Origin of the sequence: Streptomyces sp. NPDC003720 (genome assembly GCF_042875075.1) — a bacterium.
Taxonomy (GTDB): Bacteria; Actinomycetota; Actinomycetes; order Streptomycetales; family Streptomycetaceae; genus Streptomyces.
Genome location: NZ_JBIANZ010000019.1, coordinates 1 through 23,506 on the forward strand (window position 1 = coordinate 1; position 23,506 = coordinate 23,506).

Consider the following 23,506-nt stretch of genomic DNA (forward strand, 5'->3'; position numbering starts at 1 on the left):
CAGCCTTCGGCCGGGGGGACCCCCAGAGCACGCACCGGACGCCGCGACGCCCGCCCTGCGGGCGAACGACGCGACTTTGCGGACACGACCTAGCGGGCGTGGCGCGGAGACCCTGCTCCTCCGCGCCACGCCCGGACGCCGCACCCGCGAGGGCTAGCCGATCGCCTTGATCAGCTCGCCGTTCGCGGTGTCGCCGCTCAGCTCCCAGAAGAACGTGCCGCCGAGACCCTGCTGGTTCTTGTACGCCATCTTCGTGCCGATGGTCGCCGGGGTGTCGTAACTCCACCAGTCGCTGCCGCACTTGGCGTAGGCCGTGCCGCCCACGGTGCCGGTGGCCGGGCACTTGCCCTTGAGCACCTTGTAGTCCTCGATGCCCTGCTCGTACGTGCCCGCCGCCGGGCCGGTCGCCGTACCGCCCGGCGCCGCCTGCGTGACGCCGGTCCAGCCGCGGCCGTAGAAGCCGATGCCGAGCAGCAGCTTGGACGCCGGGACGCCGAGGCCCCTGAGCTTGGCGATGGTCGCCGAGGTGTGGAAGCCGGCCTTCGGTATGCCCGCGTAGGAGGTCAGCGGGGAGTGCGGGGCGGTCGGGCCGGCCGCGTCCCAGGCGCCGAAGTAGTCGTAGGTCATCGGGTTGTACCAGTCGACGTACTGCGCCGCGCCCGCGTAGTCCGCCGCGTCGATCTTGCCGCCGCCGGTGGCGTCCGCGGTGATCGCCGCGGTGACCAGGCCGCCGGAGCCGAACTTGGACCGCAGCGCGGCCATGACGTTCCTGAACGCCGCCCGGCCGCTGGTGTCGCAGGTGTTGCCGCAGGCGTTCGGGTACTCCCAGTCGATGTCGATGCCGTCGAAGACGCCCGCCCACTTGGGGTTCTTCACCAGGTCGTAGCAGGACTGGGCGAAGGCGGCCGGGTTCCGGGCGGCCTCGCCGAAGCCGCCGGACCAGGTCCAGCCGCCGAACGACCACAGCACCTTCAGGCCCGGGTGCTTCTTCTTCAGCTTCAGCAGCTGGTTGAAGTTGCCGCGCAGCGGCTGGTCCCAGGTGTCGGCCGCGCCGTCGACGGACTCGGCGGCGGTGTAGGCGCGGTCGGTCGCCGCGTAGGAGTCACCCATCGCGCACTTGCCGCCGGTGACGTTGCCGAAGGCGTAGTTGATGTGGGTGAGCCTCGCCGCGGAGCCCGAGGTCTCGATGTTCTTGACGTAGTACTTGCGGTCGTAGGTGCCCCATTCGGTGAAGTAGCCGACGACCTTGGAACCGGCCTTGACGTGCGGGGCCGCCGGGCCGCCCGGGGCGGCGGCGGTCGCGGTGCCCGCGCCGGCCAGCAGTCCGGCGCCGAGGACGGCGGAACACGCGGCGGCGACCAGCGCCCGGAACCGGGCGCGGGGGCGGTGGGGAGTGTGCATCGGGTGGCTCCTCGTGGGGGTGAGGGGAACGCGCGCCGATTGGCATGAACGCGGTAAAGCGTTGGTCATGCACAGTAGGAGGACTAGACCAATAGGTCAATGGTGCGTACCAATCCCGGGTCGATGGCGGAGGTCGATAACGCTTCGGCTGGATTCTTGGAGTAAGCGGTCGTTAACTGGTGACGGGAGGTCGCTGATCGGGCATACTCACGGCACACAGCCGCTGGTCAGCAGCTTCCGAGACCCGGAAGCGGGTGCCTCGGCCGGAACCGGAACGACCAGGCGGAGCCGCCCCACCCAAGGCGCACATCCGCCCCGTGTGCCCGAACAGGGAGGAGACCGACGCCATGTCCGACCGCGACCCGCAGCCGGTGGAGCGTCAACTGCCGACGGAAGAGGCGAGGGACCTGCTCGCACTCGTCCGCGAGCTCGCGCAGCGCGAGATCGCGCCGAAGGCGGCCGAGGAGGAGGACGCCGGGCGCTTCCCGCGCGAGGTCTTCACCCTGCTCTCGGAGACGGGCCTGCTGGGCCTGCCCTACGACTCCGAGTACGGCGGCGGAGACCAGCCCTACGAGGTCTACCTCCAGGTCCTGGAGGAACTGGCCGCGGCCCGCCTGACCGTCGGCCTGGGCGTCAGCGTGCACACCCTCGCCTCCTACGGGCTCGCCGCCTACGGCACCAAGCAGCAGCAGGTCGAGCACCTGCCCGCCATGCTCGGCGGCGGCCTGCTGGGCGCCTACTGCCTGTCCGAGCCGTCCTCCGGCTCCGACGCGGCCTCCCTGCGCACCAAGGCCGTGCGCGAGGGCGACGACTGGGTGATCACCGGCACCAAGGCCTGGATCACGCACGGCGGCATCGCCGACTTCTACACGGTCATGGCCCGCACCGGCGAGGACGGCCCGCGTGGGATCACCGCCTTCCTGGTGCCCGGCGACGCCGAGGGGCTGAGCGGCGCGGCGCCGGAGAAGAAGATGGGCATGAAGGGCAGCCCGACCGCCCAGGTCCACCTCGACGGCGTACGGGTGCCCGACAGCCGGCGCCTCGGCGAGGAGGGACAGGGCTTCGCCATCGCCCTGTCCGCCCTGGACTCGGGCCGGCTGGGCATCGCGGCCTGCGCCATCGGCCTGGCCCAGGCGGCGCTGGACGAGGCGGTCGGCTACGCCGCGCAGCGCCGGCAGTTCGGACGGACCATCGGCGACTTCCAGGGCCTGCGCTTCATGATCGCCGACATGGCCACCCAGATCGAGGCCGGCCGCGCGCTGTACCTCGCCGCGGCCCGGCTGCGCGACGCGGGCAGGCCGTTCGCCAAGCAGGCCGCCATGGCCAAGCTGCACTGCACCGACACGGCCATGAAGGTCACCACGGACGCCGTGCAGATACTCGGCGGCTACGGCTACACCGCCGACTTCCCGGCCGAGCGCTACATGCGCGAGGCCAAGGTCCTGCAGATCGTCGAGGGCACGAACCAGATCCAGCGGATGGTCATCGCCCGTCACGTGGCAGGGCCGGAGGGTCGCTGAACTCGCCGCTGCGCACCGTCGGAGCCGCCAGCCTGATCCACTCCGGGTCGTGGCGGCCCGGCAGGGTGCGGCCTCCGTCGGCCCAGGCGCGCATGAGGTCCCGGTAGATGGGCGGGTCCGGCGGCGCGGACGGCGGAACCGATCCCGCGGGGCGGGGTACGAAGATCCGGCGCTGACGCCCGGTGGCCGTGTGCAAGGCGGTCATGCCCGGTAGAACGCGGCGCGGGCCGGGCGGGTCACCGCCCGGCGGAATCGAGCTTCAGTTCACCGGCGTCCGCTCCCGCGTGCCGCTGACGCGGCCGTACCAGCGGGCGGGCGCTCCGCGAGCGGCTGTCCGAGGGCGTGTCCGTCCCGCACCACGGCGGCTCACGCCGGCCGTGGTGCGGATCGGGATGTCCGCTACGGGGCGGGGCGGCTCAGGCCGCCTGGCTGCCCATCGCCCGCACGCGCAGCGGGCGCGAGCCCGGGCCGCCGACGTGCGAGAAGGGCTGGGTCCGCCAGTCGAGACCCTGGGGGAGCGTCAGCAGCAATGCGGTGTCCTGCTCCTGCGGGGCGAAGGACTCGTCCGCGGGACGGGCCTCGGCCGCGGCGCGGCCGGTGCCGGCGCAGACCGTGAGGCCGAACGGGTTCCACGGCGAGGCGCACAGCGCGTGTTCCGGCAGGAACTCCTCGTCCGCGAGCAGCGCGATGGGCTGCGAGCAGTCCGGGCACAGCACCCGGTACATCTCGAAGGTGTCGTAGGCGTCGAGTTCGTCGGCCAGGTCGGCGTCGGGTTCGACGCCCTCCGGCTCGGGCTCGACGACCGGCTGCTGCCGCTTGGACGCGGATCGACCAGGGCGCTTGACACTCTGCATGGGATTCTCCCCCTAAGGCTGGGCCGTGACGGCACTGCGGCCTCGACCACAGCAAGCACTTCCCGCCACGTCCGGGAGGTAATCACGGCAGCATCACGGAGGATGCCCGGGTGCTGTGGTCTTCGTCACATGCCGCGCGCGGTTGTCCGGTGCGGTGCTTTTGTCCCCCGCCGTCCGCCCGGCCGGCCCCCCGGCGGCCCGTCCCGGGCTTCCGCGCACCCCGCGGACCGGGCATGACCAGCGGTGCCCAGGTATCCGAGGAGATCACGCGCACGGTAGGTTTTGGCGCCATGGAGGAGCTGGACCGTCAGATCGTGCAGCTGCTCGTCACGGACGGGCGGATGAGCTACACAGACCTGGGCAAGGCCACGGGCCTGTCCACGTCGGCCGTGCACCAGCGGGTGCGCCGGCTCGAACAGCGTGGCGTCATCCGCGGCTACGCCGCGGTCGTCGACCCCGAGGCCGTCGGGCTGCCGATGACGGCTTTCATCTCGGTGAAACCGTTCGACCCCAGCGCCCCCGACGACATCGCGGACCGCCTCGCCGGCGTCCCCGAGATCGAGGCCTGCCACAGCGTCGCCGGCGACGAGAACTACATCCTCAAGGTGCGGGTGGCCACCCCGCACGAGCTGGAGGAGTTGCTCGCCCGGCTGCGCAGCCTGGCCGGGGTCTCCACGCGCACCACCGTCGTGCTGTCCACCCCGTACGAGGCGCGGCCCCCGAGGATCTGAACCGGCCGCCCCGGTCCCCACGCGCCCCACGGGCGCGAGAGACTGTGGGACATGAGTGAGCAGTCCGCCGACCCCAAGACCGTCCTCCTGCGCCGCGGAGAGGTGCACAGCCCCGCCGACCCCTTCGCCACCGCCATGGTGGTGGAGCGGGGCCAGGTCGCCTGGGTCGGCTCCGAGGGCGCGGCGGACGCCTTCGCCGACGGCGTGGACGAGGTGGTGGACCTCGACGGCGCCCTGGTCACCCCCGCCTTCACCGATGCCCATGTGCACACCACCGCCACCGGCCTCGCGCTGACCGGCCTCGACCTGTCCGACGCCCCTTCCCTGGAGGCGGCACTCGCCCTGGTCCGCGACTTCGCCGCCGCCCGGCCCGGCGACCGGGTGCTGCTGGGCCACGGCTGGGACGCCGCCCGCTGGCCCGGCGGCCGGCCGCCGACCCGCGCGGAACTGGACGCCGCCACCGGCGGACGCCCGCTCTACCTCTCCCGGATCGACGTGCACTCGGCGGTCGTCACCACCGCCCTGCTGGACCTGGTCCCCGGCGACGTCGCCCGCGAGGACGCTCCGCTCACCGCCGACGCCCACCACGCCGTGCGCGAGGCCGCCCTCGCCGCCGTCACCCCCGCCCAGCGCGCCGAGGCGCAGCGCACCGCCCTCGCCCACGCCGCCTCCCTCGGCATCGGCTCGGTGCACGAGTGCGGCGGCCCGCGGATCTCCTCCGAGGACGACTTCACCGCCCTGCTGCGGCTCGCGGCCGAGGCGCCCGGGCCCCGTGTGATCGGCTACTGGGCCGAGCAGAACGTCGACAAGGCCCGCGAGCTGGGGGCGCTCGGCGCCGCCGGAGACCTCTTCGTGGACGGCGCCCTCGGCTCGCACACCGCCTGCCTGCACCAGCCGTACGCCGACGCCGGGCACACCGGCACCGCCTACCTGGACGCCGGCGCCGTCGCCGCCCATGTCGTCGCCTGCACCGAGGCGGGGCTCCAGGCCGGCTTCCACGCCATCGGCGACGCGGCGGTGACCGCGGTCGTGGAGGGGGTGCGCGCGGCCGCCGAGAAGACCGGCCTCGGCCGGATCCGCGCGGCCCGGCACCGCGTCGAGCACGCCGAGATGCTCACCCCCGAGGCCGTGGCCGCCTTCGCCGAGCTGGGCCTGATCGCCTCCGTGCAGCCGGCCTTCGACGCGCTCTGGGGCGGCGAGGACGGCATGTACGCCCGGCGGCTCGGCGCCGAGCGGGCCCGCACCCTCAACCCGTTCGCCGCCCTGCTGCGGGCCGGGGTCCCCCTCGCGTTCGGCTCCGACAGCCCGGTCACCCCGCTCGACCCCTGGGGCACGGTCCGCGCCGCCGCGTTCCACCGCACGCCCGAGCACCGGGTCTCCGTGCGCGCCGCGTTCACCGCTCACACCCGCGGCGGCTGGCGCGCCATCGGCCGTGACGACGCCGGCGTCCTGGTGCCCGGCGCACCCGCCGACTACGCCGTCTGGCACACCGGTGAGCTGGTCGTCCAGGCCCCCGACGACCGGGTGGCCCGCTGGTCGACCGACCCGCGCTCCGGCACCCCCGGCCTGCCCGATCTCAGCCCCGGCGGCGAGCTGCCCCGCTGCCTGCGCACCGTGGTCGGCGGGCGGACGGTCTTCGTACGGCCGGGCGAGTGATCTCCCGGGGTGGCGAGACGGCGCTCATCGGCCGCCGCGGCCTCGCCCTACCTGGGAATCCTCCGGGTCCACCCCGGTAAGCGCTACTCCCGCGCAGGTCAGACGGCTGTTGACAGTCGACGGCCGGGGGCCGGTAGGTTCGGCGGAGTCCACCACCGGACGCCCGACCGTGGAGTGTTCGCGCACTCGTCGCAGCGCCGCTGGGTCAGGGACGGTGTGCCCCACCGGGCACCGTCACTGGCAGCCAGGCTCAGCGCCCGCGCCGACGGGGGAACGCTCCGGCCGGTCGGCAAGGTGTGACCCGGGTGGGGCCCGGTCGCTCAGTAGACAACGGCTTTCGGTCGACCCGCAGCCAGCGGGTCCCAGGTCGGCCCGAAGGGCGCCGGGCCCCCATCCGCAGCGGAACCCGGATGCCGAAAAGCACATTCTTACCCCACGCTTGAGGAAACAACACCACCGTACGACCGTGCCGTCGCGTCATCGCAGGCCGCGGCCACTATGGTGGACGCCTGCGTACGACATGAAGGGGCAGCAGTGAACGACGGCGACGGGACCCTCGCGGCCAAGGCCCAGGGGAGGCAGTTCGGTCCGCTCGGCACGGCCTTGGTGATCATCCCGACCTACAACGAGGCGGAGAACATCAAGTCCATCGTCGGCCGGGTGCGCAAAGCCGTCCCCGAGGCGCACGTGCTGGTGGCGGACGACAACAGCCCCGACGGCACGGGCAAGCTGGCCGACGAGCTGGCCGCCGAGGACGAGCACGTCCAGGTCCTGCACCGCAAGGGCAAGGAGGGCCTGGGCGCCGCCTACCTGGCGGGCTTCCGCTGGGGCCTGGAGAACGGCTACGGCGTGCTGGTCGAGATGGACGCCGACGGCTCCCACCAGCCCGAGGAACTGCCCCGGCTGCTCACCGCGCTCAAGGGCGCCGACCTGGTGCTCGGCTCGCGCTGGGTCCCCGGCGGCCGGGTGGTGAACTGGCCCAAGTCCCGCGAGTTCATCTCCCGCGGCGGCAGCCTCTACTCCCGCCTCGCCCTCGACCTGCCGCTGCGCGACATCACCGGCGGCTACCGCGCATTCCGCCGCGAGACCCTGGAGGGCCTCGGCCTGGCCGACGTCGCCTCCCAGGGCTACTGCTTCCAGGTCGACCTGGCCCGGCGCGCGGTGAAGGCCGGATACCACGTGGTCGAGGTGCCCATCACCTTCGTGGAGCGCGAACTCGGCGACTCCAAGATGAGCCGCAACATCGTGGTCGAGGCGCTGTGGCGGGTCACCGCCTGGGGTGTCGGGGACCGCGTCGGCAAGGTTACCGGCAAGGGCGGCCAGGACCGGTCCCGGTCGCACGGCTCGCGCTGACCGTCCCGCCGCCCCGCTTATCCCGCGCTGAGCCGCGCCCAGGCACACTGGGAGCATGACGACTGGCGTTCCCACCTCCCCGTCCACCACCCGGCCGCGCCGATCCCGGCTGCGCAGGTACCTGCCGCTGGGGCTGGTCGTGTGGCTGGTGCTGGAGGTCTGGCTGCTGACGCGGGTCGCCGGCGCGGCGGGCGGCCCCACCGTGTTCCTGCTCCTGGTGGCGGGCGTCGTCGCCGGCTCGGTGATCATCAAGCGGGCGGGGCGCCGGGCCTTCCGCAACCTCAACGAAGCGCTCCAGCGCGGCGGCTCGCCGTCCCGCGGCGGCGGCAACGGACTGCTGATGCTCGGCGGTCTGCTGCTGATCATCCCGGGTCTGATCTCCGACCTGGCCGGACTGCTCCTGCTGCTCCCGCCGGTGCAGCGGGCCGTGAGCCGCTGGACCGAGCGCACTCTCGACCGCAGGCTCCGCCGCGTCGTCCCGGGCGGCCTGGGCGACGCCTTCCAGCAGGCCCGCATGCACCGGCCCGACGGCAAGGTGGTGCAGGGCGAGGTCATCAGGGAGGACACCGCCGAGCCCGGCGGGCAGCGCCCCCCGCTGACCCGCTGAGGTCCGCCGGCCCGGTCGGCCGGGACATGGGAAAACCGCGGGCGCCGTACGTGATCACGTACGGCGCCCGCGGTATTGCGTGTCTCGCGTTACGCGCTCTTGCGGCTGTCCCTGGGGTGAACCGCGATGTTCATCGCCCCCGAGCGCAGAACCGCCAGGCGCTCCTCGAGGACCTCTTCGAGTTCCTCACGGGTGCGCCGCTCCATCAGCATGTCCCAATGGGTACGCGCGGGCTTGGCCTTCTTCTCTTCAGGGCCGTCGCCGTCCACCAGGAGTGCCTGGGCCCCGCAGACCTTGCACTCCCACTCCGGCGGGATCTCCGCCTCGACCGAGAAGGGCATCTCGAACCGGTGCCCTTTCTCGCATGCGTACTCCACGGCCTGGCGCGGAGCCAGGTCGATACCGCGGTCCGTCTCGTAGCTGGTCACTACGAGGCGCGTACCGCGAAGAGCTCGCTCACTCATGAATCGTGCCTCCCGGGCTTGTCGCCCACAGGACAGGTGTCGCTGTCGTCGTCATCCGGTCAACGTCCGGTCGGCGGTAAAGATTCCCGTTCCGGGTCATGCGTCGCCGTCGTAGCCGCCCCTTGTTCTACCCACAGGCGCCCGGTTTGTCACATCTGCTCACAGATGTCACCCAGCGTTTCGGCATCTTTGACGCGCAGTAACGGTACGCCTGGCAGGCCAAACGCGTACACTACCGCCCTTTCGTGTCGAGTGCTAAATCGTGTCCGGAACCGGGTTACCCGCTTTCTCGATCGCACGCCGCACGGGTACCCGGGCGAGCAGCGCGAACCCGAGCACGAAGAAGGCCACCAGCGAGATGATCGCCGAGCGGTAGCTGCCGCTGAGCTGGTAGGTCACCCCGAACAGCAGCGGGCCGAGCCAGCTCATCCCGCGGTCGCTCATCTCGTAGGCCGAGAAGTACTCCGCCTCCTTGCCGGCCGGCACCAGATGGGAGAAGAGCGACCGGGACAGCGCCTGGCTGCCGCCGAGCACCAGCCCGATGCTGGCGGCCAGCACGAAGAACCACACCGGCACCCCGGCGGGCAGGAAGTACCCGGCCCCCAGGGTGAGCGTCCAGGCCACCAGCGACCCGAGGATCGTCCGCTTGGCCCCGTACACCCGCGCCAGCCGCCCCATGGCGAGCGCCCCCGCCACGGCCAGCACCTGCACCAGCAGCACCGCCGTGATCAGCGTGGACTGCCCGAGCCCCAGTTCCTCGGAGCCGTAGACGGAGGCCTGGGAGATCACCGTCTGGATGCCGTCGTTGTAGACGAGGTACGCCAGCAGGAAGGCCAGCGTCAGCGGATGCCGGCGCATGTCCCGGAGCGTCGCCGCGAGCTGCCGCAGGCCGGGGGTGACGGCGGCGCCCTCCACGCGCGTGTGCCGGTCGCGCAGCCGGCGCAGCGGCACGAGGGTGAAGACGCCCCACCACAGCCCGGCCGAGGCCAGGCAGACGCGGACGGCGGCGGTCTCCGTCAGCCCGAAGGAGTCGTGCGCCGAGTACAGGACCAGGTTCGCGACGAGCACCAGGGACCCGGCCGCGTAGCCGAAGGCCCAGCCCCGGGAGGACACCGCGTCGCGCTCCGCGGGCGGCGCGATCTGCGGCAGGTAGGAGTTGTAGAGCATCATCGCCACGGACTGCGCCGCGTTGGCGACGACGAGGAGCGCCCCGCCGAGCAGGTACCGGTCGCCGTCCAGGAAGAACATGCCGGTCGTGGCCGCGGCCCCGGTGTACGCCGCCGCCCCGAGCAGCGGCTTCTTGCGGCCCGTGCGGTCCGCCGCGCTGCCCACCAGGGGCATCACCACCACCGCGAGGATCACCGACAGGGAGACCGAGTAGGCGAAGAACGAGCCGGCCCGGACCGGGATGCCCAGGGGGTGCACATAGCCGTCGGCGTCGGCCGCGTGCTTGGCGACCGAGGTGAGGTACGGGCCGAGGAACACGGTCAGCACGCTGGTCGAGTAGACCGAGCACGCCCAGTCGTAGAAGTACCAGCCGCGCTGCTCGCGCCGCCGGCCCGCGGCTTCGCCGGCCGTCCCCGCCCGCACGGTGTCGATGCCCACCCGTGCCCTCGCTTCCCCGCCGCAGTGCCGTGCGAAGGCCGGGACGCGGGTGCCGGGGCGCTCAGACCCAGACGCCGCGGTCCTCCATGACCTTGCGCAACGTGTCGATGTGATCGGTCATGATGCCATCGACGCCGAGGTCCAGCAGCCGGTGCATCCGCTCCGGCTCGTTGACCGTCCACACGTGCACCTGCAGCCCGCGCGCGTGGGCGGCGCGCACGAAGCGGTGGTCCACCACCGGCACCCCCGACTGCGCTTCGGGCACCTGGGCGGCCACCGCCGACCTGCGCACCGCGGCCGGCAGCCCCCAGGAGCGCAGCCGCAGGCTGAGCACCCCCCGCGTGCCGAACGAGGTGGCCAGGCGCGGCCCGGCCAGCCGCTGCGCCCGCAGCACCCGGGCCTCGGAGAACGAGCCCACGCACACCCGGTCCCAGGCGCCCGTGCGCTCGATCAGCTCCAGCAGGGGGCGCAGCGCCGGTTCCGCCTTGACGTCCACGTTCCAACGGGCCCCGGGGAAGGTCTCCAGCAGTTCCTCGAACAGCGGCACCGGCTCCCGCCCCGCCACGCGCGCGTCCCGCACGTCCTGCCACGGCAGGTCGGCTATGCGGCCCGCGCCGTCGGTGACCCGGTCCAGCGTCGCGTCGTGGAAGGCGACGAGCCTGCCGTCCGCCGTCGCGTGCACGTCGGTCTCGATGTACCGGTAGCCCAGCTCGACGGCGCGCCGGAACTGGGCCACCGTGTTCTCCAGCCCGTCGGCCGCCCCGCCCCGGTGGGCGAAGGCGATCGGGCCCGGATGATCGAGGTAGGGGTGGCGCGGGGGCTGCGTCGTGAGGGTCACGGACGCAGTATCGCCCCATCGGGTGTCACCGCGGCGACGACGGTGCTGCCGCCCGGTGCCGGCGGGGCGGCGAACACCTTCAGGAACAGCTGTGCCAGGGGTCCGATGGACACCGCGTAGAGCACGGTCCCGATCCCGATGGTGCCGCCCAGGGCGAACCCGGTGATCACCACGGTGACCTCGACCACGGTCCGCATCAGCCGGATCGAACGGCCGGTGCGCCGGTGCAGCCCCGTCATCAGCCCGTCGCGCGGGCCCGGTCCGAAACTCGCCGCTATGTACAGGCCGGTCGCCGCGCCGTTGAGCACGATGCCCGCCACCAGCAGCGGGACGCGCACGGCGAGGGTGCGCACGTCCGGCAGCAGGGCCAGGGTGCCGTCCATGGCGAGACCGACCACGAAGACGTTGGAGACGGTGCCGAGGCCGGGCCGCTGGCGCAGCGGGATCCACAGCAGCAGCACCACCGCCCCCACGGCGATCGACACCACGCCGATGGTCAGGCCGGTGAGCTCCGCCAGCCCCTGGTGCAGCACGTTCCAGGGTTCGAGGCCCAGGCCCGCCGCCACGAGCAGCGCGGAACTCGCGCCGTACAGCGCGAGTCCCGCGTACAACTGGATCAGCCGTCGTCCGAGACGGCCGGAGGTGGACACGACATACCCCCCTGGGTGGTGACAGTGGACTGACGCATGTCACTCTGGAGCCAGGGAGGACATCCCATCCATGGCCAATCCGGGGAAGGTGGACTGATCGCATGGCGCATTGGACCTCTGCGGTGGGCGCCGCGCAGCTCGCCAGACTGCTCACGTCCCAGCAGGACCGCCCGGCGGGCCCCGGCAGCCGCCGCCCGCCCGCCTACCGCGCCCTGGCCGACGGCATCCGGCTGCTGGTCCTGGAGGGCCGGGTCCCCGTGGCCGCCCGCCTCCCCGCCGAGCGCGAACTCGCCCTCGCCCTCACCGTCAGCCGCACCACGGTCGCCGCCGCCTACGAGGCGCTGCGCGCCGAGGGCTTCCTCGAGTCCCGGCGCGGAGCCGGCAGCTGGACGGCCGTGCCGGCCGGCAACCCGCTGCCCGCGCGGGGCCTGGAGCCCCTGCCGCCCGAGGCCCTCGGCTCCGTCATCGACCTGGGCTGTGCGTCGCTCCCGGCCCCGGAGCCCTGGCTCACCCGTGCCGTCCAGGGCGCTCTGGAGGAACTGCCGCCCTACGCCCACACCCACGGCGACTACCCGGCCGGTCTGCCCGCCCTGCGTTCGATGATCGCCGAGCGCTACACCGCGCGCGGAATCCCCACCATGCCCGAGCAGATCATGGTGACGACCGGCGCGATGGGCGCCATGGACGCGATCTGCCATCTCTTCGCGGGCCGCGGCGAGCGCATCGCCGTCGAGTCGCCGTCGTACGCCAACATCCTCCAGCTCATGCGGGAGGCGGGCGCGCGGCTCGTGCCCGTCGCCATGGCCGAGGGACTGGCCGGATGGGACCTGGACCGCTGGCGGCAGGTGCTGCGCGAGGCCGCGCCCCGGCTGGCCTACGTCGTCGCCGACTTCCACAACCCGACCGGCGCGCTCGCCGACGAGGACCAGCGGCGGCGGCTGGTGGACGCGGCCCGCTCGGCGGGCACCGTCCTCGTCGCCGACGAGACGATGACCGAGCTGTGGCTCGACGAGGAGTACGACGCCGGGATGCCGCGCCCGGTCTGCGGCTTCGACCCGGCCGGTTCCACGGTCATCACGGTCGGCTCGGCCAGCAAGGCCTTCTGGGCGGGCATGCGCATCGGCTGGGTGCGGGCGGCCCCGGACGTCATCCGCAGCCTGGTCGCCGCGCGCGCGTACGCCGATCTCGGCACCCCCGTACTGGAACAGCTGGCGGTGAACTGGCTCTTCAGCACCGGCGGCTGGGAGCAGGCGGTCGCGCTGCGCCGGGCCCAGGCCCGCGAGAACCGCGACGCCCTGGTGGCCGCGCTGCGCCGGGAACTGCCCGACTGGGAGTTCGAGGTCCCCAAGGGCGGCCTGACCCTGTGGGTCCGCGCGGGCGGCCTGTCCGGTTCGCGGCTGGCCGAGGCGGGGGAGCGGGTCGGCGTCCGGGTGCCTTCGGGCCCCCGCTTCGGCGTCGACGGCGCCTTCGAGGGGTACGTACGCCTGCCGTTCACGGTGGGCGGCGCCGTGGCGGACGAGGCGGCGACCCGCCTGGCGGCGGCGTCCCACCTGGTGAGAACGGGCGCGACGGGGGACGCGGAGTCGCCCCGGACCTTCGTGGCGTAGCCGCCACTCCGCTGTGGCCGGGGCGGGGGAGGCGCCCCGGAAGCGCGGGTCCGCCGAACGCCCACGCCCGGCTGCGGCTGACGGCGGCTCAGGAACTCTCGGCGGCGACCGCCTTGGCGGCCACCGGCTCCGCCGCGACCGCCTCGACGGCCTCGCCGTCGACCGGCGTCGTACGCGGCGGCAGCAGCCCCAGCACGGCCTGCCGGTCCGTGTCGCTCGTCGCGTCGTCGTAGGGGTCCGGCGTCGCCGGCACCTGAAGCCGGTGCACCGGCCCCGTGCCCAGTCGCGCGTACCCGCGCCCCGGCGGCATATGGGCCGGCGGACTCGTGTGCGGCGGCATTCCCAGCACCGCCTCCACCTGCTGCGGGGCCGCGGGCCCCAGCACGACACGCGCGCGCGTGTGCTGCCGTACCGCCTCGCTCAGCGACTCCGCGCTGTCGAACTGCTCGGCCACCACCACCGTCACGTTGGCGGCGCGCCCGTGCCGGAGCGGCACCTGCAGGAACGTCTGCGGATCCCTGCGGTGGTCCGCCTCCGCGAGGTGGGTGAAGACGGTCGGCCGGTCCAGCAGGATCCACAGCGGGCGCCGCGTGTCCTCGGGCGGCGGGTCGCCCGCCTGCCGGGCGCGGTTGACGGCGGTGAGCCGCCGCTCGGTCTCCTGCGCGGCCCATTCCAGGCTGGCCAGCGCCCCGGCCGGCGCGCACTCCACGGCCAGCACGCCGTCCCGGCCGATCAGGCACGCGTACTCACCGGTGCCGCCGCCGTCGACGACGAGCACGTCGCCGTGCTGGAGGGCCTGCAGGGCGATCGAGCGCAGCAGGGTAGAGGTGCCGCTGCCGGGGTCGCCCATGGCCAGCAGGTGCGGCTCGGTGGAGCGGATGCCGGTGCGCCACACGACCGGCGGCACGTCGCGCCGCTCCTCCTCGTAGGAGAGCGGCAGCGTGCGCTGGACCTCGCTCGGGTCGGTGAACCCGAGGACCGTCTCGCCGGGCGTGGTGACGAACCGCTGGGCGGCGATGCCGGCGGGCAGCGGCTCGAGGACGGACACCGTGAGCCGGTTGCCCTCCTCGTCCCAGCCGAAGTGGTACTCGCGGCCCCGCCCGGCCTTCGCGGCGAGCAGGTGCTCGACTCGCGCGCGGGCCGTGGCCTCGCCGTCCGGGAAGTACGCGGGATAGCGGATCACGAGGTGGGCGACGCGTCCGCCGTCGTCGAACTCGTGCGCCTCGAAGGCCCTCGGCCACTCCCCGCCGTGCGCGTACAGCGGCGCCGGGTCCTCGGCGGTGGTGAAGTACGGCACGAGGGCTTCGTAGAGCGACTGGAGGCGCTCGGCCTGTGTCTCGTCCGGCCCTTCGGGCGCCGGCGGCGTGCGGTCGCGGCCCTGCCAGGCCGCCGCCGCCATCACCGTGATGACGGCGAGCAGCGGTCCGTACGGCATCAGCGCCACGACCAGGACCACGGAGGCCGCGAGGAACAGCAGTGGCCCGCGCTTGTCCTTGGGTGTCTCGGCCCACCTGCGCCGTCCGGCCGAGGCCAGCCGGCGCAGCCCGCGCGAGATCGTGATCAGCGGGTGGAGGACGTCGGTGGCGCTGTCGGCCGCCGTCCGGGCCAGTTCCCGGCTCCGGGCGATCTGCGTCCGGGCGATCTGCGCGCTGTCCTTGCTCAGAATGCGGGGAAGAGGGCGCCGGGCCACTGCTGTCTCCTGTTGGTGTGCGTACGGGCGGGGGTACGGGCGTCAGAACTTGATGCCGCCCAGCAGGCTCGCCAGGCTCTCCCCGCCCGCCTTGATGCTCGGGGCGATGGCCGTGCTGGAGAGATAGAAGCCGAACAGGGCCGAGACGCAGGCATGCGAGCCCTTGAGCCCGTCCTTGCGGAAGAAGAGGAAGACGACGACGCCGAGCAGGACGACGCCGGACATGGAGAGGATCATTTGAGACCTCCTGGTGTCGAGGGGGACAGTCACCGTGAGTTCTTCCAGGATCACAGGATGTATCTATACGATAAAAGGTGCAACTGGGTGAATTGCGGTGCTTTTCCCTCGACCGGTGGAGCCGTGGGCGGGCCGCTTGATCCGGGCGCTTGCGTCCACCGGTGTCTCGGGTGATCTTCACCTCGGGCGGTTCGGGCCATGCGAGGCGCGAGCCAGTACCCTTGCGATTCACCTGAACGGTTGCAACGAGAGGCGGTCACGTCGATGAGTGACGTTCCCGACCCCGAGGTCGTGGAGCTGGCGACCAAGATCTTCGATCTGGCGCGGCAGGGGCGGACGGACGAGCTCGTGGCGTATGTCGACGCCGGTGTGCCCGCCAACCTCACCAACGACCGGGGCGACTCCCTGGTCATGCTCGCCGCGTACCACGGTCACGCCGACGCGGTACGCGCCCTGCTCGCCCGGGGCGCCGAGGCCGACCGGATCAACGACCGGGGTCAGACCCCGCTCGCGGGAGCCGTGTTCAAAGGTGAGACGGAAGTGATCAGAGCGCTCCTGGAGGGCGGCGCCGACCCGGCCGCGGGGACCCCCTCGGCCGTCGACACGGCGCGCATGTTCGGCAAGGCGGAACTCCTGGAGCTGTTCGGCGCGCACTGAAGCGGCCGTTCTGACCAGGCACGACACGGACAACGGGGGAGGCGGTACAAGGCCGCCGGAAATACGGTCGCGGCAGCTCACAGCGCGGGTCATCATGACGACGTGATTCACGGACGCGATGGCCGGGCAGGTGTTGCCGCACCGCGCGGACCGTGACGCGGTCCGCATGGGCCACCGACGAGAGGCAGAGAGAGATGGTCTACAGCAAGCAAGAGACGGCGGGCGCTCCGACGTTGTGTCACGCGGCCAGGTAATGCGTGTTTCCCGGTTGCGTCGACGCTTGATGTGAGGCTGTTTCCCATGTTCGATCCGGTCATAGCGCCCAGCGGTACGCTGCTCGGCCTGCTCCAGCGGGGCCGCGGCGACGGCACGCTGCACGCGCTCACCGCCCCGCGCGCCGAGGCGCTCGCGGCCCTGAACCACTGTGTGCTGCGCGACCCCCGCCACGACTGGCAGGTGGAGAACCGCTCCCTCTACTACGCCCGGCTCTACCTCGACCTGAACGGCGAACTGGACGCCGTCGAAGCGCACCTCTTCGGCGCCGAGGACGTCCTCGACACCGAGGAGTCCCGCACCGGCCTCGCCCTGGCCGTGCTCGGACACCTCGCCTCCTACGGCAGGCGGGACGCGCTCGAACTGCTGCGCAGGTACGCCGCTCACGGCTCCAACTGGGCCTGGGCCCTCGACGAACTGGCCCTCCGGGACGACGACGCGGGCCTGCGCGCCCTCGCCGCCCCGGTCCTGGCCCGCTTCGCCACCGACCCGGAGGGCGAGGCCGAACTGGCCGCCGCCGTCCGCGACGCCTTCGAGCCGCGGCCCTGGCGGCTGTGGGCCGAGGATCCGCGCGCGTCGGTCGCCACACGCGTGCGTGCCGCCCAGGAGACCGGTTGCTTCGACCGCTGGCAGCGCCAGATGCGGCCCACCGGGCCACGTCCGGGCTGGAGCGTGCGAGCCGTCTTCGAGTGGGCCCAGCAGGGCATCGAACGCGGCGCCGCCCTCCATGTGCCGGCCGCCCGCTGCCTCGTCGCCGTGGCCGGTCCGGACGACCGGCCGGAGATCCTCCAGGCCGCCCGGTCCGGCACCGACGGGGCCCGCTGTACGGCCCTGCGCTACCTCGCCGACAGCAACGATCCCGACGTCCTCGGTCTGATCGAGGCAGCGGTGGCCGACGGAACGTCGGTCGTCGTCGAGGCCGCCGTCGACGCCTTCGAACGGATGCGCAGCATCGCCGCCGTCCAGCGGGCCCGGCGCTGGGCCCAGCGCCCCGACGCCCTCGGGGCCGCCGCCGGCCGGATGCTCGCCTGCCGCGGCGGGGCCCAGGACAGCGACCTCGTCCTCGGCGCCCTGCGCGAGGCCGTACGCGGCGAGGGGCCCGACGCGCCCACCCTGTGGACCCTGGTCGACGGCGCCGGACGCCTCGGCATCGCCTGCGCGGCCCCGGTGCTGCGCCACGTCTACCGCGAGACGGCCTCCTCCCACCTGCGCGGCCGCGCCGCCCGCGCCCTGGCCGCCACCGACCCCTCCTTCGCCACCGGCTTCGCCGTCGAGTGCCTGTGGGACTGCGAGGAGACCACCCGGGAGATCGCCGCCCGGCACGCCGAGACCGGCGACGTCCGCGTCGTGGAGAGGCTCCGCCGCCTCGCCGCCGACCCGGCCGAGGAGGACGAGGTGCAGACGGCGGTCCGCAGCCGCTTCGGACCGGACGCGCAGATCATGTGACGCGGACCTTCCAAGCTCGGATCGTCCAAGCTCGGATCGTCCACGCCCGGATCGTCCAACCTCGGATCGTCCAATCTGGACCGTCCACGCCCGGATCGTCCAACCTCGGATCGTCCAATCTGGACCGTCCAAGCCCGGACCGCCCGCACCCGGACCAGGCCGGAGCCACGGCTCCGGCGGGCGCCGGCCGGGGACGCGTGCCGGGGGACGCGCGCGGCGGCCGGCACGGGTGCCGTACGTACGCCGCCCGGGTGGACGGCCCGCCCGTGGGTGAACACCGGGTGACCCGCGGGGCAGGCGGGCATGGCGGCCGTGCGGCCCGCACGGGTGCGGAATCCAACGCTCACAGGACGTTCCCCGGCCGGAAAGATCGACGTTGACGCGGCCACGTCCGGCACGGCGACAACACCCGTATGCGTGTCGTCATCGTGACCGAATCCTTTCCCCCCGACGTGAACGGCGTCGCCCACTGCGCGCTCCAGACCGCCCGCCACCTCGTGGACCGCGGTCACCATCCGCTCGTCGTCGCTCCCGCCACCGCACCCGGCACCAGGGCCGACGCCCTGGCGGAGCCGTGTCCCGTCGTCCGGATCCCCTCCCTCCCGCTCCCCGGCTACCCGCAGGTCCGGGTCGCCCTGCCCAGCCGGCGGCTCGCCGCCGCGCTCACCGGGCATCGGGCCGACCTGGTCCACCTGGCCGGCCCGTTCGTCCTCGGCGTCCGGGGCATGGCGGCCGCCGCCCGGCTCGGCATACCCGCCGTCGCCGTCTACCAGACCGACCTGGCCGGATACGCCCGTACCTACATGGGCGCCGGCGAGGCCGCCGCCTGGCGGCGCATCCGCTCCGTGCACACCGCCGCCGACCGCACCCTCGCCCCGTCCAGCGCCGCTCTGCGCGACCTCGAGGCACACGATGTGCCCCGGGTCCGGCTGTGGCCGCGCGGCGTGGACACCGTCCGTTTCCGGCCGGACCACCGGGACGAGGCGCTGCGCCGCGAACTCGCGCCGAACGGCGAGGTGCTCGTCGGCTACGTCGGCAGGCTCGCCCCCGAGAAGCAGGTCGACCTGCTGTCCGGTGTCTGCGGGCTGCCGGGCGTGCGGGTCGTGGTGGTCGGCGACGGACCCAGCCGCGCCCACCTGACCGAGGCCCTGCCGGGCGCGGTCTTCCTCGGCCGGCGCACCGGCGACGACCTAGCCCGGATCTTCGCCTCGCTGGACGTGTTCGCGCACACCGGCCCCTTCGAGACCTTCTGCCAGACCGTCCAGGAGGCCATGGCCAGCGGCGTGTCCGTGGTGGCCCCCGCCGCCGGCGGTCCGCTCGACCTGGTCGCCCACGGACGCACCGGCCTGCTGGTCCCTCCGCGTGACGCGGTCGCCGTACGGGAGGCCGTGCGCGCCCTGGCCGCCGACGCGGGGCTGCGGGCCGCCTATGGCGCCACCGGGCGGGCGACGGTCGAGGGACGCACCTGGGCCGCCGTCGGCGACCGGCTGATCGAGCACTACGAGGACGTGCTCGCCGCCCGGAAGACGGCGGTGGCGGCATGACCGGCACAACCGGCACACCCCTGCGCATCGTCCGGCTCGCCAACTTCGTCACCCCGGCCTCCGGCGGCCTGCGCACCGCCCTGCGGGAACTGGGCAGGGGCTTCCGGGCGGCGGGCCACGAGCCGGTGCTGGTCGTGCCGGGCGAACGGCACACCGACCGCGACACCGAGCAGGGCCGGGTCATCACCCTGCCCGGACCGGTGGTGCCCGGCACGGGCGGCTACCGCGTCCTGGCCGACCGGCGGCGTCTGGCCGCGCTCCTGGAGCGGCTGGCCCCGGACCGCCTGGAGGTCTCCGACCGCACCACCCTGCGCTGGACCGGCCGCTGGGCGCGCCGCGCGCGGATACCCGCCGTGATGGTCTCCCACGAGACCGCCGACGGCGTCCTGCGCACCTGGGGCCTGCCGGAGCACCTCGCCCGGCGGACCGCCGACGCCCTCAACACCCGTACCGCGCACGTCTACGCGCGCGTGGTGTGCACCACGGAGTTCGCCGAGCGCGAGTTCGTGCGCATCGGCGCGCGCAACGTCGTACGCGCCCCGCTGGGCGTCGACCTGACGGAGCGGCACCCCGGTCTGCGCGATCCCGGGCTTCGGGCCCTGCACGCGCGCGGCGACGAGGCGCTGCTCGTCATGTGCTCGCGGCTGTCGGTGGAGAAGCGGCCCGGCACCGCCCTGGACGCACTGGAGGCGCTGCTGCGGCGCGGCCGGCGGGCGGTGCTGGTGGTGGCCGGGGACGGGCCGCTGCGGGCGCGGCTGGAGCACCGGGCGCGCGAACGCGGCCTGCCGGTGGCCTTCCTGGGCCATGTCGCGGACCGGGCGGACCTCGGCGCGCTCCAGGCGTCCGCCGACGTGTGCCTCGCGCCCGGGCCCGCCGAGACCTTCGGGCTGGCCGCGCTGGAGGCCATGGCGTGCGGGACGCCCGTGGTGGCGAGCGCGTCCTCGGCGCTGCCCGAGGTGCTCGGTTCCGCGGGCGTGGCGGCGGCCGACCGGGGCGAGGCCTTCGCGGACGCCGTGGAACTGCTGCTGGCGCGCTCCGGGCCCGAACGGCGGGAGGCGGCACGCGCGCGTGCGGAGTGCTTCGGCTGGGGCGCGGCGGTGGAGGCGTTCCTCGCCGCGCACGACGCGGAGGTGCTCGGGCGCGCGGAGGCTCCGGCCCGCCCCGCGACCCGCGAGGGCGCGTCATGAGACCCGTGCGTTTCGTGGCGCTCGGCGACTCGCTCACCGAGGGCGTGGGCGACCCGCTGGGGGAGGCCTGGCGCGGCTGGGCCGCCCTGCTGGCCGCCGCCCTCACCGAGGACCCCGGCCGGACGGAGTTCACGAACCTGGCCGGCAGCGGGGCGCGGACGCACGACGTGCGCGCGTCGCAGACCCCGGCCGGGCTCGCGCTCCGCCCGGACCTGGTCTCCGTCGTCGTCGGCGTCAACGACACGCTGCGCCACACCTTCGACATCGACGCCGTGGCCGTCCGGCTCGACCAGGTCTACGCGGCGTTCACCGGCCAGGGCGCCACGCTGCTCACCGCCTGTCTGCCCGACCCCGGCGCGATGCTCGGACTCCCCGGCGCCCTGGCCCGCCCGCTGGCCCGACGGCAACGGGCGGTCAACGCCGTCGTGCACGCGCTGTCCGGCCGGTACGCGGCGGTCCACCTGCACGCCTCGGAGGGCGCCTGGCTCGGCGACCGCGCCCTGTGGAGCGCGGACCGGCTGCACCCGGGCGAGCGCGGCCACCGGCAGCTCGCCGTCCGCTTCCACGCCCTCCTCGCCGCGGCGGGTCTGGCCACCGGGGCGCCGCCGTCCACCGAACCGGAGTTCCCGGCCCCGACCCGCGCGGCGAGCCTGTGGTGGCTCGCCACGGCGGGGACCGGCTGGGTGGCCAGGCGCTGCACCGATCTGCTGCCCCAGCTGCTGCGGCTGGCGGCGGACGAGGCACGGCACCGCGCGCGGGGCACCGCCGACCAGCTCGACCTGCGCGCGTCCGCCGCGGTGTCGCGGGCGCTCGCCGCCCTGCCCCCGGCCCGGTGCGTCGAGGGCGCCCGGACCGGCTTCGGGGATCAGCGGCGCCGTACCGCCACGAACCGCACCGGGGTGCCCGGGACCGCATGCGCGGCCGCCGGGAGGTCGGCCGCGCGGACCACGGCGATCACCGGGTAGCCCCCGGTGGTCGGGTGGTCGGCGAGGAAGACCACCGGGCGGCCGTCGGGCGGGACCTGGACCGCGCCGAGCACCATGCCCTCGCTGGGGAGTTCGCCCTGGCGGGCCCGCTCCAGGGCGGGCCCCTCGGTGCGCAGGCCGATGCGGTTGCTCGCCGGGGACACCCGGTACGCGCGCGTGGTCAGCGTCCGCAGCGCCCCCGCCGTGAACCAGTCGTCGCGCGGGCCCGTCGTCACCCGGAGCACCAGCTCGGCCGGCGGCCCCGGCTGCGGGACGGGGTCCACGCGCGCGGGCGGGCCGGCCGGGACCCCCAGCGGCAGCACCGTGCCGTCGGTGAGGGGCGCCGGACCGAGGCCGGACAGCAGATCGCGGGAGCGGCTGCCGAGGACCGGTTCCACGGCGATGCCGCCGGACACGGCCACGTAGGCGCGCAGGCCGGCCACGGCCGTGCCCACCTCCAGCAGTTCACCGGCGGGCACGGTGACCGGGGCGCCCCAGGCGACCGGCCGTCCGGCCACCGTGACCGGGCACGGCGCCCCCGCGACGGCGACGGTCACCGTGGAACGCGGGCGCAGCGCGCAGCCGTTGACCGTGGTCTCCAGGACCGCCGCGTCCGCCGGGTTGCCGGCCAGCCGGTTGACGAGGGCCGCCGCGCGCGGATCGAGCGCCCCGGAGCGGGGCACGCCGAGGTGTGCGTACCCGGGGCGCCCGCGGTCCTGCACGGTGGTGAGCGCCCCGGCCCGCACCACGACGAGCGCGCGGTCGCTCACGTGTCCTCCCCGGCTGCCGGGCACGCCCGCGCGTGCGCCCTCACGCGTCGCCCACCGGTGTGAAGCGCACCCGTGTGCCCGGTGAGAGCAGCGCGGCCGGTACGCGCGCGTGGTCCCACAGCACCGCGTCCGTGGTGCCGATCAGCTGCCAGCCGCCCGGCGAGGAGCGCGGGTAGACACCCGTGTACGGTCCCGCCAGCGCCACGGCGCCCGCCGGCACCGCCGTGCGCGGGGTGGCCCGGCGCGGGACGTCGTAGCGGGCGGGCAGCCCGGTGAGGTAGCCGAAGCCTGGCGCGAACCCGCAGAAGGCCACCGTGAACTCGGTGTCCGCGTGGATCCGGACGGCCTCGCGCACGGACACCCGCCAGCGGGCGGCGACCTCCGCGAGGTCCGGGCCGTCGTAGCGCACGGGCAGTTCGACCCGCTCGGGCGTCTGCGGGGGAGCGGCGGGCGTTTCCGAGCAGGCCAGATCGGATGCCAGGCGGGCCGGGTCGGCGAGCCCGTCGAGCAGGACCGTACGGGCCGCCGGGACGATCTCGCGTACGGTCAGCGACCCTTCCGCCCGCCGTCGCAGCAACTCCGCGTGCAGGGCCCGCGCCTGCGCGCCGGAGGCGACCTCGACCAGGAGGGCGTCGTCGCCGACGGGGAGTGCCGTCAGGCCGCTCATGCGAAGGCCTCCACCCGCACGCCCGCCGCCACCAGCCGCTCGCGCACCCGGCGGGCCAGATCCACCGCGCCGGCCGTGTCGCCGTGCAGGCACAGCGAGCGGGCGCGGACCCGGATCCGCGCGCCGGAGTGAGCGATCACCGAGCCGGAGCGCGCGAGACCCACCGAGCGCTCCACGACGGTCTCCGGATCGCTCACCACGGCGCCCTCCCGGCCGCGCGGCACCAGCGTGCCCGCGTCGGTGTAGGCGCGGTCGGCGAACGCCTCCGTGACGGTCGGCAGGCCCGCCTTCCCGGCCAGCTCCAGCAGCCGGGAGCCGGGAAGGCCGAGCACCGGGAGCGAGGCGTCCGCCAGCAGCACGCCGTCCACCACCGCCGCGGCCTGGTCCTCGTCGTGCACCACCCGGTTGTAGAGCGCGCCGTGCGGCTTGACGTACGCCACGCGCGCGCCCGCCGCCCGGGCGAACACCTCGAGGGCGCCGATCTGGTAGGCCACTTCGGCGGCCAGCTCGGCGGGCGGCACGTCCATCGCGCGCCGCCCGAACCCGGCGAGGTCCCGGTAGGAGACCTGCGCGCCGATCGTCACCCCGCGCGCCGCGGCCAGCTCGCACACCCGGCGCATGGTGGCCGCGTCGCCGGCGTGGAACCCGCAGGCCACGTTGGCGCTGGTGACGACGGACAGCAGTTGCTCGTCGTCGGTCAGCCGCCAGCGGCCGAAGCCCTCGCCCAGGTCGGCGTTCAGATCGATCGCGGTCATGGTCCCTCGTATCTTTCCGGTCCTCGTGT

At 74.3% G+C, this 23,506-nt stretch carries 22 protein-coding genes; 11 read left to right on the top strand and 11 right to left on the bottom strand.

Annotated elements, in window-relative coordinates:
• Nucleotides 1–153: 153 nt before the first annotated feature.
• The gene (locus ACFYU0_RS34745) at nt 154–1,401 is read right to left on the bottom strand and encodes a glycoside hydrolase family 18 protein (protein ID WP_351663799.1); all 1,248 of its coding nucleotides are present in this window, start codon (nt 1,399–1,401) and stop codon (nt 154–156) included.
• 347 nt (nt 1,402–1,748) lie between these two features.
• Between ACFYU0_RS34745 and ACFYU0_RS34750 the strand changes: the two genes are divergently transcribed.
• The gene (locus ACFYU0_RS34750) at nt 1,749–2,921 is read left to right on the top strand and encodes an acyl-CoA dehydrogenase (protein ID WP_389306381.1); all 1,173 of its coding nucleotides are present in this window, start codon (nt 1,749–1,751) and stop codon (nt 2,919–2,921) included.
• 416 nt (nt 2,922–3,337) lie between these two features.
• On the opposite strand, the gene ACFYU0_RS34755 is transcribed toward ACFYU0_RS34750, so the two are convergent.
• A complete protein-coding gene (locus ACFYU0_RS34755; RefSeq protein WP_351663795.1) occupies nt 3,338–3,775 on the bottom strand; it encodes a hypothetical protein in 438 nt (145 codons plus the stop codon).
• A gap of 290 nt (nt 3,776–4,065) precedes the next feature.
• Here ACFYU0_RS34755 and ACFYU0_RS34760 point away from each other — a divergent pair, with 290 nt between their 5' ends.
• The 4 genes from ACFYU0_RS34760 to fxsA all read left to right on the top strand — a co-directional run bounded on the left by ACFYU0_RS34760 (nt 4,066) and on the right by fxsA (nt 8,122).
• A complete protein-coding gene (locus ACFYU0_RS34760) occupies nt 4,066–4,506 on the top strand; it encodes an Lrp/AsnC family transcriptional regulator (protein ID WP_351663793.1) in 441 nt (146 codons plus the stop codon).
• A gap of 51 nt (nt 4,507–4,557) precedes the next feature.
• Entirely contained in the window at nt 4,558–6,162 is a 1,605-nt protein-coding gene (locus ACFYU0_RS34765) for an amidohydrolase (protein WP_389306383.1), read from the top strand.
• Between the two features lie 534 nt (nt 6,163–6,696).
• Nucleotides 6,697–7,515 carry a polyprenol monophosphomannose synthase gene (locus ACFYU0_RS34770; protein WP_351663789.1) on the top strand — a complete coding sequence of 273 codons (819 nt, stop codon included), beginning with the start codon at nt 6,697–6,699 and terminating at the stop codon, nt 7,513–7,515.
• 55 nt (nt 7,516–7,570) lie between these two features.
• On the top strand, nt 7,571–8,122 hold the full coding sequence (gene fxsA / locus ACFYU0_RS34775) for an FxsA family membrane protein (protein ID WP_351663787.1): 552 nt from the start codon (nt 7,571–7,573) through the stop codon (nt 8,120–8,122).
• A gap of 89 nt (nt 8,123–8,211) precedes the next feature.
• Here fxsA and ACFYU0_RS34780 read toward each other — a convergent pair whose 3' ends face one another.
• From ACFYU0_RS34780 to ACFYU0_RS34795, 4 genes are all read right to left on the bottom strand, one after another.
• Nucleotides 8,212–8,586, bottom strand: a complete 375-nt coding sequence (locus ACFYU0_RS34780; RefSeq protein WP_003977404.1) for an RNA polymerase-binding protein RbpA — start codon at nt 8,584–8,586, stop codon at nt 8,212–8,214.
• A 255-nt stretch (nt 8,587–8,841) separates the two neighbouring features.
• Complete coding sequence (locus ACFYU0_RS34785) at nt 8,842–10,191, bottom strand: MFS transporter (protein ID WP_389306386.1); 1,350 nt, start codon at nt 10,189–10,191, stop codon at nt 8,842–8,844.
• Nucleotides 10,192–10,252: 61 nt separating this feature from the next.
• Nucleotides 10,253–11,029, bottom strand: coding sequence for a glycerophosphodiester phosphodiesterase (locus ACFYU0_RS34790; protein WP_351663783.1), 777 nt, complete (start codon nt 11,027–11,029; stop codon nt 10,253–10,255).
• Entirely contained in the window at nt 11,026–11,679 is a 654-nt protein-coding gene (locus ACFYU0_RS34795) for a hypothetical protein (RefSeq protein WP_351663781.1), read from the bottom strand. Before ACFYU0_RS34795 ends, ACFYU0_RS34790 begins: the two co-directional genes overlap by 4 nt.
• Nucleotides 11,680–11,780: 101 nt before the next feature.
• Here ACFYU0_RS34795 and ACFYU0_RS34800 point away from each other — a divergent pair, with 101 nt between their 5' ends.
• On the top strand, nt 11,781–13,286 hold the full coding sequence (locus ACFYU0_RS34800) for a PLP-dependent aminotransferase family protein (protein ID WP_351663779.1): 1,506 nt from the start codon (nt 11,781–11,783) through the stop codon (nt 13,284–13,286).
• 88 nt (nt 13,287–13,374) lie between these two features.
• On the opposite strand, the gene ACFYU0_RS34805 is transcribed toward ACFYU0_RS34800, so the two are convergent.
• Nucleotides 13,375–14,976: a hypothetical protein gene (locus ACFYU0_RS34805; RefSeq protein ID WP_389306389.1), complete on the bottom strand. Its 1,602-nt coding sequence runs from the start codon at nt 14,974–14,976 to the stop codon at nt 13,375–13,377.
• 42 nt (nt 14,977–15,018) lie between these two features.
• A complete protein-coding gene (locus ACFYU0_RS34810; protein WP_143638022.1) occupies nt 15,019–15,213 on the bottom strand; it encodes a hypothetical protein in 195 nt (64 codons plus the stop codon).
• Between the two features lie 264 nt (nt 15,214–15,477).
• Here ACFYU0_RS34810 and ACFYU0_RS34815 point away from each other — a divergent pair, with 264 nt between their 5' ends.
• The 5 genes from ACFYU0_RS34815 (at nt 15,478) to ACFYU0_RS34835 (ending at nt 21,285) form a co-directional block, all read left to right on the top strand.
• Nucleotides 15,478–15,870: an ankyrin repeat domain-containing protein gene (locus ACFYU0_RS34815; protein ID WP_351663777.1), complete on the top strand. Its 393-nt coding sequence runs from the start codon at nt 15,478–15,480 to the stop codon at nt 15,868–15,870.
• 300 nt (nt 15,871–16,170) lie between these two features.
• Entirely contained in the window at nt 16,171–17,589 is a 1,419-nt protein-coding gene (locus ACFYU0_RS34820) for a HEAT repeat domain-containing protein (protein WP_351663776.1), read from the top strand.
• Between the two features lie 413 nt (nt 17,590–18,002).
• The gene (locus ACFYU0_RS34825; protein ID WP_389306391.1) at nt 18,003–19,133 is read left to right on the top strand and encodes a glycosyltransferase family 4 protein; all 1,131 of its coding nucleotides are present in this window, start codon (nt 18,003–18,005) and stop codon (nt 19,131–19,133) included.
• The gene (locus ACFYU0_RS34830) at nt 19,130–20,320 is read left to right on the top strand and encodes a glycosyltransferase (protein WP_389306393.1); all 1,191 of its coding nucleotides are present in this window, start codon (nt 19,130–19,132) and stop codon (nt 20,318–20,320) included. Before ACFYU0_RS34825 ends, ACFYU0_RS34830 begins: the two co-directional genes overlap by 4 nt.
• Entirely contained in the window at nt 20,317–21,285 is a 969-nt protein-coding gene (locus tag ACFYU0_RS34835) for an SGNH/GDSL hydrolase family protein (RefSeq protein WP_389306395.1), read from the top strand. The genes ACFYU0_RS34830 and ACFYU0_RS34835 overlap by 4 nt, the downstream gene beginning before the upstream one ends.
• Here the strand turns inward: ACFYU0_RS34835 and ACFYU0_RS34840 are convergent.
• Genes ACFYU0_RS34840 through ACFYU0_RS34850 form a run of 3 tightly spaced genes read right to left on the bottom strand, consistent with a single transcriptional unit; the run spans nt 21,186 to nt 23,477 of the window.
• On the bottom strand, nt 21,186–22,055 hold the full coding sequence (locus tag ACFYU0_RS34840; RefSeq protein WP_389306397.1) for a biotin-dependent carboxyltransferase family protein: 870 nt from the start codon (nt 22,053–22,055) through the stop codon (nt 21,186–21,188). The genes ACFYU0_RS34835 and ACFYU0_RS34840 overlap by 100 nt on opposite strands.
• Before the next feature lie 40 nt (nt 22,056–22,095).
• Nucleotides 22,096–22,713 (bottom strand): allophanate hydrolase subunit 1, encoded by a 618-nt coding sequence (locus ACFYU0_RS34845; RefSeq protein ID WP_389306428.1) that lies wholly within the window; start codon nt 22,711–22,713, stop codon nt 22,096–22,098.
• A 5-nt stretch (nt 22,714–22,718) separates the two neighbouring features.
• Nucleotides 22,719–23,477 (bottom strand): LamB/YcsF family protein, encoded by a 759-nt coding sequence (locus ACFYU0_RS34850; RefSeq protein WP_389306399.1) that lies wholly within the window; start codon nt 23,475–23,477, stop codon nt 22,719–22,721.
• Between the last annotated feature and the right edge of the window lie 29 nt (nt 23,478–23,506).

Excerpts from the sequence above, each read along its gene's own strand:
- ACFYU0_RS34745 (WP_351663799.1), bottom strand. The coding sequence starts at position 1,401 with ATGCACACTCCCCACCGCCCCCGCGCCCGGTTCCGGGCGCTGGTCGCC.
- ACFYU0_RS34750 (WP_389306381.1), top strand. The coding sequence starts at position 1,749 with ATGTCCGACCGCGACCCGCAGCCGGTGGAGCGTCAACTGCCGACGGAA.
- ACFYU0_RS34755 (WP_351663795.1), bottom strand. The coding sequence starts at position 3,775 with ATGCAGAGTGTCAAGCGCCCTGGTCGATCCGCGTCCAAGCGGCAGCAG.
- ACFYU0_RS34760 (WP_351663793.1), top strand. The coding sequence starts at position 4,066 with ATGGAGGAGCTGGACCGTCAGATCGTGCAGCTGCTCGTCACGGACGGG.
- ACFYU0_RS34765 (WP_389306383.1), top strand. The coding sequence starts at position 4,558 with ATGAGTGAGCAGTCCGCCGACCCCAAGACCGTCCTCCTGCGCCGCGGA.
- fxsA (WP_351663787.1), top strand. The coding sequence starts at position 7,571 with ATGACGACTGGCGTTCCCACCTCCCCGTCCACCACCCGGCCGCGCCGA.
- ACFYU0_RS34780 (WP_003977404.1), bottom strand. The coding sequence starts at position 8,586 with ATGAGTGAGCGAGCTCTTCGCGGTACGCGCCTCGTAGTGACCAGCTAC.
- ACFYU0_RS34800 (WP_351663779.1), top strand. The coding sequence starts at position 11,781 with ATGGCGCATTGGACCTCTGCGGTGGGCGCCGCGCAGCTCGCCAGACTG.
- ACFYU0_RS34810 (WP_143638022.1), bottom strand. The coding sequence starts at position 15,213 with ATGATCCTCTCCATGTCCGGCGTCGTCCTGCTCGGCGTCGTCGTCTTC.
- ACFYU0_RS34815 (WP_351663777.1), top strand. The coding sequence starts at position 15,478 with ATGAGTGACGTTCCCGACCCCGAGGTCGTGGAGCTGGCGACCAAGATC.
- ACFYU0_RS34820 (WP_351663776.1), top strand. The coding sequence starts at position 16,171 with ATGTTCGATCCGGTCATAGCGCCCAGCGGTACGCTGCTCGGCCTGCTC.
- ACFYU0_RS34825 (WP_389306391.1), top strand. The coding sequence starts at position 18,003 with ATGCGTGTCGTCATCGTGACCGAATCCTTTCCCCCCGACGTGAACGGC.
- ACFYU0_RS34830 (WP_389306393.1), top strand. The coding sequence starts at position 19,130 with ATGACCGGCACAACCGGCACACCCCTGCGCATCGTCCGGCTCGCCAAC.
- ACFYU0_RS34835 (WP_389306395.1), top strand. The coding sequence starts at position 20,317 with ATGAGACCCGTGCGTTTCGTGGCGCTCGGCGACTCGCTCACCGAGGGC.
- ACFYU0_RS34850 (WP_389306399.1), bottom strand. The coding sequence starts at position 23,477 with ATGACCGCGATCGATCTGAACGCCGACCTGGGCGAGGGCTTCGGCCGC.